Raw genomic sequence first — 15,022 nt, forward strand, 5'->3', positions numbered from 1 at the left:
TTGCAAAGAACGCGCTTGAATTACCAAGTATCAGAGCCGGTGTCAAGAAAAAATGATAGCTGCTATGGTTTTTAAAGCGTTTTTTCATTTTGCAGCAGACCGACTCTCTATTGCTCTCGCCAGTGTATGTTTATCAGCATACTTTATATCCATCCCCATTGGAATACCACAGGCGAGCCGGGTTACATTTACCGGACCGTTGGCAAGCAGGTCTATAAGGTACGAGGCAGTGGCCTCACCCGGCACGGTCGAACTGGTAGCGATCAGCACTTCTCGCACACTGCCGTTATTGATTCTGGCAATGAGTTCTCTGATCTTCAATTCATCGGGGCCTATACCGTCAATGGGGGAAAGTACGCCATGCAGGATGTGGTAGTGACCACGGAAACTGGCGGTTTTCTCAATAGCCATCAGGTCACCCGGTTCTTCCACAACACAGACCAGGCTGGCGTCTCTTTTGGGATCGGAGCAGACAGCGCATGGGTCGCTTTCGGAAAAAGTGAAGCAACAGGAGCAGAGCTGGATGGAGGCGTGCAGCGCCTGCAGTGCTTCGGATAGCTCATGGGCATAGCCCGGTGGCCTTCTCAGTACGTTCAGGGCAAGCCTGGTGGCGGTTTTTTTGCCGATACCGGGCAGCTTGGCAAGATCTTCAATAAGCCTTTCCAGAGCCGGAGGAATAACCTGCATACAGAGCCTTTTGCTTATCGCATAAAGTTGGTGAGACCGGGCAGGTCGAGGCCGCCTGTCAGTTGGCCAAGTTCCTGCTTGCTGAGATCCTTTGCCTTACGGAGACCGTCGTTGGTTGCTGCAACGATAAGGTCCTGCAGCATTTGGGATTCATCGGCAGAAATGAGTTGTGGTTCGATTTCCACTTTCAATACATCGCCCTGGCCGTTTACGGTTACCTGAACCATGCCACCTCCAGCAGAACCGATGATTGCCTTTTTGGCCAGATCGTCCTGAATCTGTTTCATGCGTTCCTGCATCTGCTGGGCCTGTTCCATGATCTTGCTCATGTCCATGGGTACTATCCTATATTATAAATTTTGATTAATTGTTTTTGCGCCCAATGCGAATGTCACCTACCTGGCCGTGAAAAATCTCTGCGGTCATGATGGTCAGTGGATCCTGGGCGAGTTGTTGACGCTTCTGGTGGGGAGTTTCATCGCCACCATCTTCCGTGGTGTCTTCAACATCAGGAAGTATAAAACGTACGGTGAGTTCTTTCTGAAAAAAATCAAGGACAAACTCGGTAAGCTGATTTTTGTTGGCTTTTTGTTTTAGCAGCGAACAATCGGCTGGATCGTCGTAATGGAGTTGCAGCTCGTTGCCGACTTCTTTGACTTTTGCCCTGTTGAGCGCCTGGGCGATCCATACTACCTGGCTCTTTACGTGGGCAAGGAAGTCGGGCCAGTGGCGCCTGATATCTTTTTGGTGAGGGTGCACCTGAACCTTGTGGGGGGCCTCGTCCTGCTGTGCCGCCAAAGAGTCGCGTATTGTCGCAGCTTGACCATTCTTTGACTCGGATGGGGGCGGAGCGTGGTTTTGTGAGTTCGCTCGCTGGGCCATCATGGCATCAGGGCCGGTGGGCTCAGGGATTGGTGGAGCAACCGGGCCGGATGGCGCAGTTGCATTCCTGCTGGGCGATGAAGAAGACTTTCCCGCTGAGTCGGCTGCTGATTTAGCCGTATGTATTTGGCGCTGAGGGGCCGATACGGCAGGGTTCAGCGTGGCGGATTCAGTTTTTTTTTGAGTCGCGGCGGGCCGGGGCGGGGCCGGGGCTGAATTGCTCTTTCCTGCGGCCTCAAGCAGCTGCTCCATTTTGCCGAGCAGTTCGCTAAGCGGTACGACACTGCCGGTTTCGATAATTTTAAGAAAACCGGTCTCCATGGTGAGCCGGGGCTGGCTGGAATAGCGAACATCCTCCACCATGCGCATCAGGAGTGTCAGCTTCTGGTGGATAGTTTCCGGTGAAAAGCGGGCGCTGAGCTCAGAAAAGCGTAACCGTTCATCTTCGGGCAGGTCGAGTAATTTGCCGCATCCTTCAATTCTGGTCAGCAACAGGGTTCGGAAGCATTCCAGCAGATCAGCGGAAAATCGCTTGATGTCCATGCCGAAGGCAAAGATATCTTCAAGCGAACCCAGTGCTCCGGGCCTATCGCCTGTCAGCAGGCTTTCACTCAGCGAGATAAGGATGTCTCTGTCAACCAGGCCGAGCACTTCGGTCACATCGGCAACGGAGATATGCTTTTCGCCAAACGAAAATACCTGGTCAAGCAGGCTCAAACCGTCACGAACCGATCCTTCGGCTTCACGTACAATCAGAGACAGAGCCGGAGGATCAATTGTTATCCCCTCATCTTCCGCCAACCTGTTGAAGTGGGCGGCCAGTTCAGTTGCAGGGATGCGCTTGAGCTCATATTGCTGGCAACGGGAAAGAATGGTTATTGGAATTTTATGCAACTCGGTGGTTGCAAACATAAAGTGAACATGCGCTGGAGGTTCTTCCAGGGTCTTCAACAGGGCGTTGAAGGCCTCGGTGGTGAGCATGTGCACCTCATCTATAATGATAACCTTGTACTTGCATGAGGTCGGCATGAACTTGATTTTTTCTTTAAGTTCACGGATCTCCTGTATACCCCTGTTGGAGGCACCGTCGATCTCTATCAGGTCAAGTGAATTGCCGTTGGTAATTTCGGTGCAGGGAGCACATTCGTTGCATGGTGGGTTATCACTGTCGCCTTCACAGTTAATGGCCTTGGCCATAATGCGGGCGAGGGTGGTTTTGCCTACACCACGTACGCCGGAAAAAAGTATGGCGTGGGCGATACGGTCGCGTCTGATACTGTTCTGAAGAGTTTTGACAACTGAACGTTGACCGACGACCTGGTCGAATGTTTGCGGGCGGGATTTTCTTGCTAAGACAAGGTATGACATGCGTCACCGTGCATGAGAGGCTTTCAGTCAGGAGATAAAAAAAATGGTAGCCGGGCTATCTGCGGCACACAAAGAGGTTCACTACCGTTGCTTCCTCCCGGACCTGGCGGGGTTCGTGATTCTTTGTTGCGCAGACCCGGCTACCAAACCGAAATCTTATGGCGGAGAGGGTGAGATTCGAACTCACGGTACTTGCGTACACACGCGTTCCAGGCGTGCACCTTAAGCCACTCGGTCACCTCTCCATAATCGGTTGCCCCGATGAAATTGTGAAACACTATGTATCCTGTCGGCGTTCTTTTGGCAATGAAAATTTAGGAAAAGTGCAAAAAAAAATAGCTCTATTTTCATACCACATTAATTTAACGTGCTTTTCGTTTTTGTTTGAAAAAGCCCTTGAGGAGATCGCCGCAATCATCTTCAAGGATACCCGTTGTAATCAGGAGGCTGTGGTTCAGTCGTTCATCCTCTCCTATCTGATAAAGAGAATGTACGGCCCCTGTTTTTGGGTCTCTTGCGCCGTATACCAGTCTCTCTACCCGTGCATGCAAAATGGCTCCTAAACACATTATGCATGGTTCCAGGGTCACGTAAAGGGTGGTACCTGGAAGACGGTAATTGCCTACGGCTTCAGAGGCAAGCCGGAGTGCGCGTATTTCCGCATGGGCAGTGGGGTCGTTGAGGCCAATTGGTTTGTTGCCGGCAGCAGCCAGCAGGGTGTTGTTTTGGATGATTACAGCTCCAACCGGGACTTCACCCTGTGAAGCTGCTGCTTCTGCAGCTTTTAAAGCCATTTTCATCCACTTCTCATCTTCGTATGTAAAATCTTGCATTGGAAGTTCTCATATAACGGTTTATCAACATCACGGTTATGAGCTGATCACTCATGTTGGCGACTGTGGCTATAAAAAATTCTACCCCGGCATTTCCCATGAACATTGTATCAGTGTCACAATTGATCAGGTTGTCTAAAAGATTCTTTCAATGAGTGGGGGGTGGGAAATGATGTGACCGGATACCTGCGGGAAGAGGCATACCGCCCTGTACTGTCAGCGAAGAATTATAGATTACTGTGATATAACATGGTGCGTGGTATTTACTGCGTGAGGATACACTATCTGAAGGTGAAAAACATTAAAGATATGCCGGGTGCCTGCAGGATACGTTACGCAATGATATCGTTTGCAGGCGCTTGCGAATTGCTTTGGCTGGATGGGGATGGGATTACCTGCTGTATGAAATCAGAAAGCTCGGAGTGTTTGTCGGCGGAAAGAGCAGAGAACTGCAAGCGACAATCCCTGAGTGCGGTGGAACCGAAAAGAGTGCATGGTTCAGTATCCTGCCAATTCAGGTCAATACAGGAAATATTCTGGATAAAAAGCTTTTTCGGGGCATCGATGAGATCGATGGTGTGAACGGGATAAAGCGGGTTCTTGGTGTCTATTAGGAAGCGACAGAGAACACCACCTGTACTGATATTCAAAACCTCGGCAAAGGTTGTGCCGTTGTAGAGCATAACCTTTTCTTTGACATGATACCGCTCATGGGCTCGACGCTCTTTACTGATCGGTCCAGTGATCGTTGGCATATTTCCCCCTGAATATGCTGTCTCCTTGGCAATATACAGCTGGTATCTCTTCTGCATACCCAAAAAAAAACATCTATTTCAATGGATAGGAAAAAAAAGCTTGTGTTCACAAATACATACTGAAACAGGTTGCTCCCTGGGATTGTTCGTTAATGTAATGTAAATGCAGACGAATTTGTAAAAAAATGACACTCAGTGGTGTGAAACACGCTTGATTAATTCAAAACATAAATCATTAACCACTGAGTGTGGCTGCCCAGCACCATCTAAAGCAGTCTGTCGAGGGACCGCTGGGAGCAGGTTATTCGATTTTGACTATCATTTGCTCAATGACGTCCAGCCCCTGTTGCCAGAACTGTGGAGAATTCAGGTCGATTCCAAAGGGCTTCATCAGCTCATATGGTGACTCGGAACCACCTGCCGCCAGCAGTTCCTGGTATTGGTCGATGAACCCGGCCCCTTCTTTCTGGTAAATGGCATAGAGTGCGAGAACAAGAAGTTCGCCGAAAGCATACGAGTAGACATATCCGGGAGTATGGAGGAAATGGGGAATATAGGACCACCATATTCCGTAATCATCGGTCAGGGTGACAGAGTCTCCAAACATCTCGCGCTGGGTCGCAAGCCAGTACTCGCTGAGTTCTTCGCTACTGAGTTCTCCACGACTCCGCCGGCCCTGGTGCATGGCCTGCTCAAATCTGTTCATGGCGGTTTGCCTGAACACTGTAGCAAAGATGGATTCAAGCTTCTGGCAGATAAAGGCTTGTCGCTCCGAAGCGCTGTCAATCAGTTCAAGCTGGCTGTTGAAAACCAGCAATTCTGCAAAAACAGATGCTGTTTCGGCAAGTACCAGAGGTGTGTCGCTATTGTAATATCCTTTCCGGGCAGCGAGTACCTGGTGTACACCGTGGCCAAGTTCATGGGCGACTGTGGAAACATCGCGCAGGTTGCCTGTGTAGTTGACCAGTACGTACGGATGGACATCGGGAACGCAGGGGTGAGCAAAGGCACCGCCGCGCTTTCCCGGAATGACGGGTGCATGTATCCAGTTGCGGTCGAAAAAGTCTTTGGCGTTGCTGGCCAGTTGAGGGGAAAAGTCTGCGAAAGAATCCAGCACAGTTTTTTTGCAGGTCGGCCAGTCTATTTTCTTGGATGGCAGTGAAGGCAGAGGGGCATATCTGTCAAAGTCCGTAAGTTCATCCAGGCCAAGAAGCGTTCTCTTTACCCTGTAGTAACGATGGACCAGATCGTACCTGCTGGTAACTGCATCGATAAGAGTCTCAACAGTTTTATCTTCCAGCTGGTTGTCAAGATTCATTGAGCCGACCCAGCTATCAAACTTTCTGGTGCGGTCGGCAATCATTTTTTCTGCTGCCAGGGTATTGAAAATATGAGTGAGGATGTGGTTCTGGCTCTTAAGGCCTTCCGTCATTTCAGAGGCCGCCTGCTGTCGGACATCCCTCGCCGGATCGTACAGATCAGTGAGAACTTCTTCCTCACTTCGCCCTTCAGGGCCGAATTTGAGCTGCCCGAAGATTTTTTCAAAGAGTGTAGTCCAGCTGCGCCTGCCGACAGGTTGCAGCTCCAGAAGGAGCTTTTCCTCTGTCTCGCTCAACTGGTGGGGCAGATAGCGGCGCATCGATTTCAGATAGTGACAGTAGCCGGCAAGGAGTGGGTCTTTCAGCAGTTCTTCTGCATGGGTATCATCAAGCTTGTTCCACTCAAGTTCAAAAAAGACGGTTTCCTTCCCACATTCACTGACAAGTTCACGTATGCGTTGGCTCTGGGCACCGGCCTCAGCATTATCGACCTGTGTGGTGAAGTCTAAAAAGGTATAGGTGGCGAGTTTACCAAGCGTACAGTCAAGTTCTTCGAGGCGCGTGACGAGTTTAAGAAGTTGGGCCGCATCTATCTCCGACACTTTGCTGTAGTAGGCTGCCCGTATCGCTTGTGCTTCGGCTTTTGCCCCGGTTATGTCTGTCTCGTATTGCGGGTCATCGGAACCGGAATAGAGGTCGGAAAGATTCCAGAGGATGTCAGAGGATTTGAGTTGATCATTTAATGATGGAGTATCGTTCATTATCTACCTCATTGGCAGTGTGTTGTAGGTGTCGGTATAATGGGGCATATAGGTACTATCGATGCGCAAAGTATATTCCACCTTGTTACGAATCGGAAGAAATATGGTCGGTTGAAACCCCATGGGAAAATCGGATTATAACTGGGCTCGCAGAACTGCAGCGAAATCTTCGGGGTAGTGACCGTTGATGAACCGGAGTTGTGCCTCGCTGAAGGCTCCGGGGGATTCGGGCAGGCGGGGCAAAAAAGCATAAAGCAGAGGCTGGCCGATTTCACCCTGGGCGCCGATCCGTTTCGGGTATTCTATGGAGGTGACCATTTTGGCCCCGATAGCGGCCAATACTCTCTGGGCTGTAAGTATCCCGATGTTCAGAGATCTCCTGACGTCAGCATTAGCTTCGACGATATTGCCGGGAGGATAGCCGGATTCATTTTCAAGCGTTATCAGCTGTAATTCCCATTGCGAGGTCTGGGCTTTTGGTATAAAAAGCATGACATTCTCATCCCGCCATACAATCAGACTGGATTCCAGGTCGTCACGTTCGTCCATGCGCTGGTTGGATATGATGGCAGCCAGGTAGTCGACGAAGAAATCCCGATCATAGACAGCACGATAACGTTGCATAACCTCGGCAACCAGGTCGCCGCAACCGTAGGCTGGCATGGTAAATTCAGGGTATTGGAGGTTCCCGCTGTAGCCTTCCACGCGGGCCGGGAGCATCGCATATTGTTGGTGTACCTGTTGATGTGAGGCGTGCAGTCGGTACCTGGAAGGAGCATAATCAAAGCCGAAATTCCAGCCCCAGAGGGTGGCATTGACATCCAGGGGTGTATTTTTGACAGATTTCGAGATTGCCAGCCGTAACTCCTCGAGCTCAAGGTCGTTGAGTTTTCTCTTTTCACGTGCCAAGGGGATATTCAGCTCTTCTGCCAGCCGTACATATGTTCGCTGATAATAGAGATGGCGAAGGCCATGCACATCGTCCTCAGAGAGTTCGGCTATCGAATATCGTATCGCATCTTCAGCCATATTGGCAGCGTAGTGGCCACCGCCAATGTAGGAATTACGTCGCAGATACTCATAAATATGGGTGGTGCCATCTGCCGGCACTTCACCGACAATTTCGCTGCTACCCTGCGCTCCGGGCCTGATGACCATCACTACCTTATAGTTGTCCGGCAGGTGTGGATTGTTGGCGACCGCTTCGAACAGCACGTGTTTTGAAATATCCGGGCGGATGGACCCATCGTCCATGGTGCGGTAGCAAAGTCCGTTGGGTTGTCCCTGCTCATCTAATTCAAAGTTACAACTCAGTTCTGCGAGTCGCACAAGATCGGCAGGGTCAGTAGAGCAGGTGGCGAGCGAGAGCAGCATCGGCTCAGGGAGTGTATCGAAAAGTTCGGCCCCGTAGCCGTTTGCATCGAGAACCTGTGACAGCGAAACCTGGGGAGCAGTGGCGATACGAATACGCTGGTAGTTATTGGCGCTGGCATCTGCCCACTCTTTGTCGATGAAGGTCGCGCCCTTGAAAGGAAGGGGGTTGGGAATTTCGAAAATCCAGTCCGCCTTATTTACAGTGACATCATTTTCAGGCAGGTTGCGCTCGTTGAAAATCTGCTTGACTCCATCAAGAGAGCCAAGCGACTGCGGGCATGTTTCCTGCCTGAGATTGGTAACTGAATATTCAGGCTTATGAATGCCGTAGATGAACTTTCCTTCCGGAGTAACACAGCTTCGTATTCTGTTCATGATGGTAATCAGGTGGTTGAGATACGTAATGTCAATCCTTCTGGTTCCAGATTTCCAGTGCCTGCTGGTAAATTTGGGAGCGGGAGAGTCCAAGATCCTTGGCGAGTTTGCGGCTGGCATCTTTTAAGGAAAGTTCGGAGTGGTCGCGATACCAGACGAGTAGCTCTTCAAGGTTTTCCCCTTCAGCCTTCTCTTTTCTCCCGGGGCCGATAATTATTACGAATTCGCCGCGTGGCTCACTGCTTTTACACAGTTCCAGCAACTCGGTCAGGGTGTTACGGTGAAATTCTTCAAAGGTCTTGGTGATTTCACGAGCCCATAGTGCAGTCCGGTTGCCCAGGGTCTCGACAGCGTCTTCCAGAAATGATTGTACACGGCGGGGAGCTTCATAAAAGACAACAGGATGTTCCTGGTGTACGAGCGAGGCGAAGAGCTTTTTTCTCTGCCCTTTTTTGGAGGGGGCAAAGCCTAGAAAGAGAAAAGAGCCTTCAGCAAAGCCCGAGCAGGAGACCGCTGCAGTCAAGGCAGAGGCACCAGGAATCGGACAGACCCGGATACGTTCATCGTGGGCTAGACCTACAAGGACCGCACCAGGATCGGAAATTGCGGGCGTGCCGGCATCGCTCACCAGGGCGATATTCTCTCCGGCTTTCAGAAATTCGATGATCTGAGCGCCTCTTTGCTGCTCTTTCTCGCGATAATAGCTGATCAGAGGAGTGTTGATAGCAAAGTGGTTCAATAACTTTTTGGTGTGCCGGGTGTCTTCGGCTGCAATACGGTCAACCTCTTGCAAAATTTTGAGTGCCCGCAAGGTGATGTCGTCAAGATTACCTATTGGAGTAGCTACGATATACAGGGTGCCGGGGGCTGTGCTCTTTATAGTATTCATGGGATAAGAATAGGACATGTAATGAAATCGGAAAGCTCTTTGGGCTGCATTATGCTCAATCTGATTTGAAATTGCACATGCTTTGTTGACATTCTTCTACTGGTCGGTAATATATGAGCAGATACTCATATAGACTCATGGCCGAGTTGAGTGATTCAGGCCGGAAGAAGTTAAAAAACAAATGACAATGAGGGGATAGTATGGTGGAGGATCTTTGCGGGGCCAGGGTGATACACCAGGATAAAGTGAAAGCAGCTCGTGATGCAGCCCTGGCATCGATCGAAATTGAAGGACTCAGCCAACTCTTCAAAGCTTTTGCCGATCCGAGCAGGCTGCGGATTTTATATGCGCTATCCGGCCAGGAAATGTGCGTCTGCGACCTGGCGGCTCTGCTTGAAATTTCCGAGTCGGCGGTAAGCCATCAACTGCGTCTGCTGCGTACCATGAAACTGGTCGCCAACAGAAGGGAGGGCACAACCCTGTACTACAGCCTGATTGACGGTCATATCATGATGCTGATCGAATACGCTTTAGAGCATTTGAGAGAGAAGTAGACTGATTTCCTGCCATTGACTGAGACTGGTTCGAATCGTCTAAAGATAGAAGCTTTTACCAACAAGAAATTATGTCTATATCAGAAAAAATAGTGTCGTTGCCGTTGGATATCGCCATGGAAGTTTGGCATATCCTGCTTGATTCATCGGTTTACATCCTGTTCGGTATTCTTATCGCAGGAGTTCTAAAGGTTTTTCTCAATCCGGAGATGATCGCCCATCACCTCGGCAGAGGTCGCTATGGGTCAGTTGTCAAGGCTGCGCTCTTTGGTGTTCCCCTGCCGCTCTGATCGTGTGGTGTGCTGCCGGCGGCAGCATCGTTACAGAAGCAGGGAGCGAACAAGGGTGCGACGACAGCCTTCCTTATCTCAACACCGGAATCAGGTGTTGATTCCATCGCCGTGACCTATGCGCTACTTGATCCGATTATGACAGTGGTGAGGCCGATTGCTGCAAGTGTTAGCGCAATAGTGGCAGGTTTCCTTGAGAATTTTCTCAACTGGGACAATCAGCAACCATCTCCCAAACCTGTGGCTCCTCCGATGGCCAAAGCAGCCGGAGCAACTGTGGCAGCGGAGCATAAGGAACACGTTGCAGCAGCTGACCGGGTACCGTTTCTCAATAAGCTCAGTGCAGGAATTCGATATGCGGTGACCGATGTATGGGGAGACATCGCGCTTTGGTTCTATGTCGGTTTGGCTATAGCGGCGGTTATTACGGTAATGATACCGGACGCGCTCATGGTAAACTTCCTCGGTGGCGGGCTTGGCTCCATGCTGATTATGTTGGTGATCGGCATTCCCTTGTATATCTGTGCAACAGCATCTACCCCGGTGGCGGCAGCCTTGATCCTGAAGGGAGTGAGTCCCGGAGCGGCACTGGTCTTTTTACTTGTAGGGCCGGCAACTAACGTCACTTCAATGTCGGTATTGTTTAAGATATTGGGTAAAAAAAGTACCTTAAGATATCTTGGGGTTCTGGCAGGTTCAGCGGTTGTTTTCGGACTCATCGTGGATCAGATATATCTCAGGGCGGGGATATCTCCCCAGGCGGTGATAGGTGAAGCGGCGGAGATTATCCCTGTGCCGATTAAACTTGCTGCGGTTTTTATCCTGCTGGCGATTTCCATAAAGCCTCTTTATACATGGGGCAGGAAAGTTTTTTCAAAAAAAGAGTCAGGTACGCATTTTGTTGCACAATTCCCGGCAGCAGGCGGCAATGAGGGAAAGGACGACAATGCCACTTCCCATCAGAGTTGCGGCTGTGGTTGTGGAAACACCGGGGGAGTTAAGTAGGAAACAGGAGCCAGGCTTACTTGTGATAACAGAAGGAATTGTTAGAGTTGTGTAAGCCTGATGTTTGCGACTTGTTGATCTTCTCTCAATATGTCTATAATGAGCAATTAGATCTGGCAAAGCTCAGTTTATGTTAACGTGTCGTTACCATAATTAAATAAAATAATTAGAAATTAACCTGAGAGGCGGAATGAGTAAGCACATTGGCATCTTGACCGCAGGTGGAGACAGTCCTGGCCTGAACGCGGCTATTCGAGCCATTGGCAAATCAGCATTACGAACCGGAAAAATTCGCATTGTAGGGTTTCGTGACGGTTTTCGCGGCTTAATGGAAAACAGAACCATGCGTCTGGACTGGGATGTCCTCGCGTCAATCCTCACCCAGGGTGGTACGATTCTCGGCACCAGTCGTGATAAACCGCACAAAATGCAGGTTGGCAGTGAAATAATGGATATGACCGAGGTTATCTGTGAGAACTATCATCGGCATAATCTCGACGCTCTGATTTGTATCGGCGGTGGTGGTACCCAGAAAAACGCTTACAGACTGGCTAAGGCGGGGTTGAATATCCTCACACTGCCGAAAACCATCGACAATGATGTCGGTATGACAGATGTGACGTTTGGCTTTCATACTGCTATGGAAATCGCCACCGAAGCGATTGACCGGCTCCACTCAACTGCGCATAGTCACCACAGAATTATCGTGGTGGAAATAATGGGCCACAATGCAGGCTGGCTCGCTCTTGGCTCAGGTATTGCTGGTGGTGCGGATGTGGTTCTGATTCCGGAAATACCATACAATCTGGCGAAAGTTGCTCAGGCGATACGTGAGCGTCAGCAGCGTGGCACAAATTTCAGCATCGTTGCCGTAGCCGAGGGGGCGTATTCCGTCGAAGAGCGTATTACACTGGATGACTTCAAGGCGAGAAAGGCAGAGGCCAAGGAAGCGGGTGATTCGAAAGCGATTAAAAAAGCCTCGGAAGATTTGAAAAATTTTGCTAAATCTTTGAGTAACAATACCCTGAAACTCACCCAGGAACTTGAAGAGTTGACCGGGCTGGAGTCACGTCTGACAATTTTAGGACATCTGCAGCGCGGAGGAACTCCGAGTGCGGCAGACCGGGTTCTTGCGACTCGTCTCGGAACAGCCTGTGTTGAGTATTTTCAACAGGGAGTAACCGGTTGCATGATAGCGGTTCGTGGTGATGGTACCGAAGCCGTACCGCTGGAGGATGTGATCGGAAAACGGTACACGGTGCCAGCCGATCACTCATGGATCACTGCAGCCCGTAACGTCAATACCTGCCTGGGAGACTAATCAACTGCCAAAGGTTCAGTTTTTATCTCATCCCTATCTTGCCGAATTCTTCCACCACTTGATTCCGGGTGGTGGAAGGAATCTTTTATTGCCTTTCTTCAGGTGGTTCAGACGGTACTGTCGCTATATTCTCCAACTGGCCAAATCGAAATGTTTTCTTAAACAGACATTAACGGGTGATACATATTCTTGATGAAGAGTACGAGGTAAATATCTGATAAGGAGGTGAGAATGGCAGACAATTAACCGGCCCACGAGACGTTGCGTCCATGTTTGTTGTTATGATCAAGATTTAGACCGAATTCCTCATGATATCGAGCGGAAAACTTCGAAGCTGACAGCCCTTGAACTGATGAGAAATTCAGGCTAGTGCCACCAAAGCAATTGGAGATCCATGACCTCTCACAAAAAACTGTTCATCCTCGACACCAACGTAATTCTCCACGATAGCTCCTGCATTTATAATTTCCAAGAACACGACATCCTGATTCCGATTACCGTGCTTGAAGAGCTTGATAACTTCAAAAAAGGCGGTCAGATCATTAATTACCACGCCCGTCAGTTTATTCGCGCAGTTGACGAATTGAGTGCCGATAAACTTTTCAATGGCGGGGTGAAAATCGATGAGGAAAAGGGCCGTATCTCCATTCGGCTGGACCGGCCGATGCATGAAGATCTGATCGGAAGTTTCCCAAACAGCGATAAACCCGATCATAGAATACTTAATGTCGCCTATTGTTTGAAACAGGATCATCAAGACAAAGCGGTGATCCTTGTCAGCAAGGATATGAATCTGCGGATGAAGGCCCGTGCCCTCGGATTGATGTCCGAAGATTATACCACCGATCATGTTCGTGATCCACAAAAGCTCTATACAGGCTGCAGGAGTGAGGAGAATGTTCCTGCAGATGTAATTGAGTCCCTGTTTGCCAGCCCTGACGGAATATGTGAGGCGAAACTCGCTCCCGATGAGCCTTTTCAGCCTAATGAGTTCATAATTCTGAAAAATGGTAACACGTCTGCATTAGCCAGCTTTAAAGCGGATGTGAAATCATTCCAGTTGGTTCAGAAGAGCACTGTCTACGGTATTACCCCGAGGAATGCAGAGCAGTCCTTTGCTGTAAATGCACTTCTCGATACCAGTCTTCCTCTGGTGACTATCACCGGTAAGGCCGGTACCGGTAAAACCTTGCTGGCCTTGGCAGCGGCTTTAGAAGCCAGGAAGAATTATCGCCAGATTCTGCTGACCAGGCCTATTGTGCCCCTATCCAATAAGGATATCGGCTATCTGCCGGGTGATATCCAATCGAAAATTCGGCCATACATGCAGCCACTCTATGACAATCTTGGGGTGATTCGTAACCAGTTTAGCGAAAATAGTGAGATGTATCAGCGCCTGAAAAAGATGATCGAGGATGAAAAGCTGATTATCGAACCTCTGGCCTACATACGGGGAAGAAGCCTGGTGCGGATGTGCATGATCGTGGATGAGGCCCAGAACCTGACGCCCCATGAAGTGAAGACAATTATAACCAGAGCGGGGGAAGGTACCAAGATTATCTTTACCGGCGATATTCATCAGATAGATCATCCCTATCTGGATATTCATTCAAATGGGCTGAGTTCACTTATAGACAAAATGCAGGGCCAGAAGCTCTACAGCCATATTGATCTCAGGAAAGGGGAACGATCAGAGTTGGCCGAACTGGCTTCGGATTTATTATAGAAACTCAAACGAGAGCCTTAAACGAGGCTCTCGTTTCTCTGAATCGGGGAATTGGGGTACTTTTAACCTCTCGCGGCTTGCCTCTGGTTAACTGTCAGTATTCAGTTGTTCAGGTGGCTCAGGTTTGCTGCTCTTCACTAAGGAATGCATCATCTCCATGGGTATGGGGAATACAATGGTGTTCGAAGTTTTGTGGGCGGCAACGTCTGCAAGAGTTTGCAGGTACCTGAGTTGGAGAGCCTGCGGATTTTTGATGATGACGTTGGCTGCAGCCAACAGTTTTTCAGATGCCTGAAATTCTCCTTCGGCATGGATAACCTTCGCCCGTCGCTCACGTTCTGCCTCTGCCTGTCTTGCGATAGCTCGGACCATCGATTCATTCAAATCGATATGCTTAATCTCTACATTAATAACCTTTATTCCCCAGGCATCGGCTCGCATATCAATAATTTCCTGGATGTCCGTGTTCAGCTTTTCACGTTCCGAGAGCATCTCGTCTAACTCGTGTTGGCCAAGCACAGAGCGAAGGGTCGTCTGGGCCAACTGGTTGGTGGCAAGAAGATAATTTTCAACCTGGATGATGGCTTTCTCGGGATCAACCACACGGAAATAGAGCACAGCATTAACCCTCACGGTGACATTATCGCGGGAGATCACATCCTGCGGCGGAATGTCCATGGTCACCACCCGGAGGTCGACCCTGAATGCTTTCTGAATTCCTGGAACAATGATGCGAAGACCTGGATTTTTGATGCCCTGGAGCCTACCGAGAAATAACACGACAAGGCGTTCATATTCGGCAACGATCTTGAAAGACAAAGCGATCAGGCCTGCAATAAAGGCGATGGGCACGAGATAATTCAGTAGGGTTAGAGGTATCATT

13 protein-coding genes, 1 tRNA gene and 1 other RNA gene are annotated in these 15,022 nt (G+C 49.6%); 4 read left to right on the top strand and 11 right to left on the bottom strand.

Annotation, left to right across the window (positions count from 1 at the left end; translation table 11 throughout):
* Positions 1 to 84: 84 nt before the first annotated feature.
* The 10 genes from recR to rsmI all read right to left on the bottom strand — a co-directional run bounded on the left by recR (position 85) and on the right by rsmI (position 9,243).
* Positions 85 to 687, bottom strand: a complete 603-nt coding sequence (recR, locus tag ACN5NT_RS22675; protein ID WP_136799113.1) for a recombination mediator RecR — start codon at positions 685 to 687, stop codon at positions 85 to 87.
* A gap of 14 nt (positions 688 to 701) precedes the next feature.
* Positions 702 to 1,022, bottom strand: a complete 321-nt coding sequence (locus ACN5NT_RS22680; protein ID WP_136799112.1) for a YbaB/EbfC family nucleoid-associated protein — start codon at positions 1,020 to 1,022, stop codon at positions 702 to 704.
* Positions 1,023 to 1,050: 28 nt separating this feature from the next.
* The gene (gene dnaX, locus ACN5NT_RS22685) at positions 1,051 to 2,937 is read right to left on the bottom strand and encodes a DNA polymerase III subunit gamma/tau (protein ID WP_419176981.1); all 1,887 of its coding nucleotides are present in this window, start codon (positions 2,935 to 2,937) and stop codon (positions 1,051 to 1,053) included.
* A gap of 45 nt (positions 2,938 to 2,982) precedes the next feature.
* An RNA gene (gene ffs, locus ACN5NT_RS22690) (signal recognition particle sRNA small type) lies at positions 2,983 to 3,079 on the bottom strand.
* A gap of 17 nt (positions 3,080 to 3,096) precedes the next feature.
* Positions 3,097 to 3,182 (bottom strand) — tRNA-Ser (locus ACN5NT_RS22695).
* 117 nt (positions 3,183 to 3,299) lie between these two features.
* A complete protein-coding gene (tadA, locus tag ACN5NT_RS22700) occupies positions 3,300 to 3,770 on the bottom strand; it encodes a tRNA adenosine(34) deaminase TadA (protein ID WP_136799110.1) in 471 nt (156 codons plus the stop codon).
* A 332-nt stretch (positions 3,771 to 4,102) separates the two neighbouring features.
* The gene (locus tag ACN5NT_RS22705) at positions 4,103 to 4,525 is read right to left on the bottom strand and encodes a hypothetical protein (RefSeq protein ID WP_419176982.1); all 423 of its coding nucleotides are present in this window, start codon (positions 4,523 to 4,525) and stop codon (positions 4,103 to 4,105) included.
* Between the two features lie 301 nt (positions 4,526 to 4,826).
* On the bottom strand, positions 4,827 to 6,605 hold the full coding sequence (locus ACN5NT_RS22710) for a M3 family oligoendopeptidase (protein WP_136799108.1): 1,779 nt from the start codon (positions 6,603 to 6,605) through the stop codon (positions 4,827 to 4,829).
* Positions 6,606 to 6,740: 135 nt separating this feature from the next.
* Positions 6,741 to 8,354, bottom strand: coding sequence for a hypothetical protein (locus ACN5NT_RS22715; protein WP_136799107.1), 1,614 nt, complete (start codon positions 8,352 to 8,354; stop codon positions 6,741 to 6,743).
* Between the two features lie 31 nt (positions 8,355 to 8,385).
* Positions 8,386 to 9,243 (bottom strand): 16S rRNA (cytidine(1402)-2'-O)-methyltransferase, encoded by an 858-nt coding sequence (gene rsmI / locus ACN5NT_RS22720; protein ID WP_136799130.1) that lies wholly within the window; start codon positions 9,241 to 9,243, stop codon positions 8,386 to 8,388.
* 200 nt (positions 9,244 to 9,443) lie between these two features.
* Here rsmI and ACN5NT_RS22725 point away from each other — a divergent pair, with 200 nt between their 5' ends.
* From ACN5NT_RS22725 to ACN5NT_RS22740, 4 genes are all read left to right on the top strand, one after another.
* Positions 9,444 to 9,797, top strand: a complete 354-nt coding sequence (locus tag ACN5NT_RS22725) for an ArsR/SmtB family transcription factor (RefSeq protein ID WP_136799106.1) — start codon at positions 9,444 to 9,446, stop codon at positions 9,795 to 9,797.
* 116 nt (positions 9,798 to 9,913) lie between these two features.
* A complete protein-coding gene (locus ACN5NT_RS22730) occupies positions 9,914 to 11,092 on the top strand; it encodes an SO_0444 family Cu/Zn efflux transporter (protein ID WP_217907759.1) in 1,179 nt (392 codons plus the stop codon).
* 190 nt (positions 11,093 to 11,282) lie between these two features.
* Positions 11,283 to 12,413, top strand: a complete 1,131-nt coding sequence (locus ACN5NT_RS22735) for a 6-phosphofructokinase (RefSeq protein ID WP_136799105.1) — start codon at positions 11,283 to 11,285, stop codon at positions 12,411 to 12,413.
* A gap of 394 nt (positions 12,414 to 12,807) precedes the next feature.
* Positions 12,808 to 14,139 (top strand): PhoH family protein, encoded by a 1,332-nt coding sequence (locus tag ACN5NT_RS22740; RefSeq protein WP_136799104.1) that lies wholly within the window; start codon positions 12,808 to 12,810, stop codon positions 14,137 to 14,139.
* Between the two features lie 87 nt (positions 14,140 to 14,226).
* Here the strand turns inward: ACN5NT_RS22740 and ACN5NT_RS22745 are convergent, their stop codons facing one another.
* Entirely contained in the window at positions 14,227 to 15,021 is a 795-nt protein-coding gene (locus ACN5NT_RS22745; RefSeq protein WP_136799103.1) for a slipin family protein, read from the bottom strand.
* Between the last annotated feature and the right edge of the window lies 1 nt (position 15,022).

The organism is Desulfosediminicola sp. (assembly GCF_048381775.1).
GTDB classification, from domain to species: domain Bacteria; phylum Desulfobacterota; class Desulfobulbia; order Desulfobulbales; family Desulfocapsaceae; genus Desulfopila; species Desulfopila ganghwensis.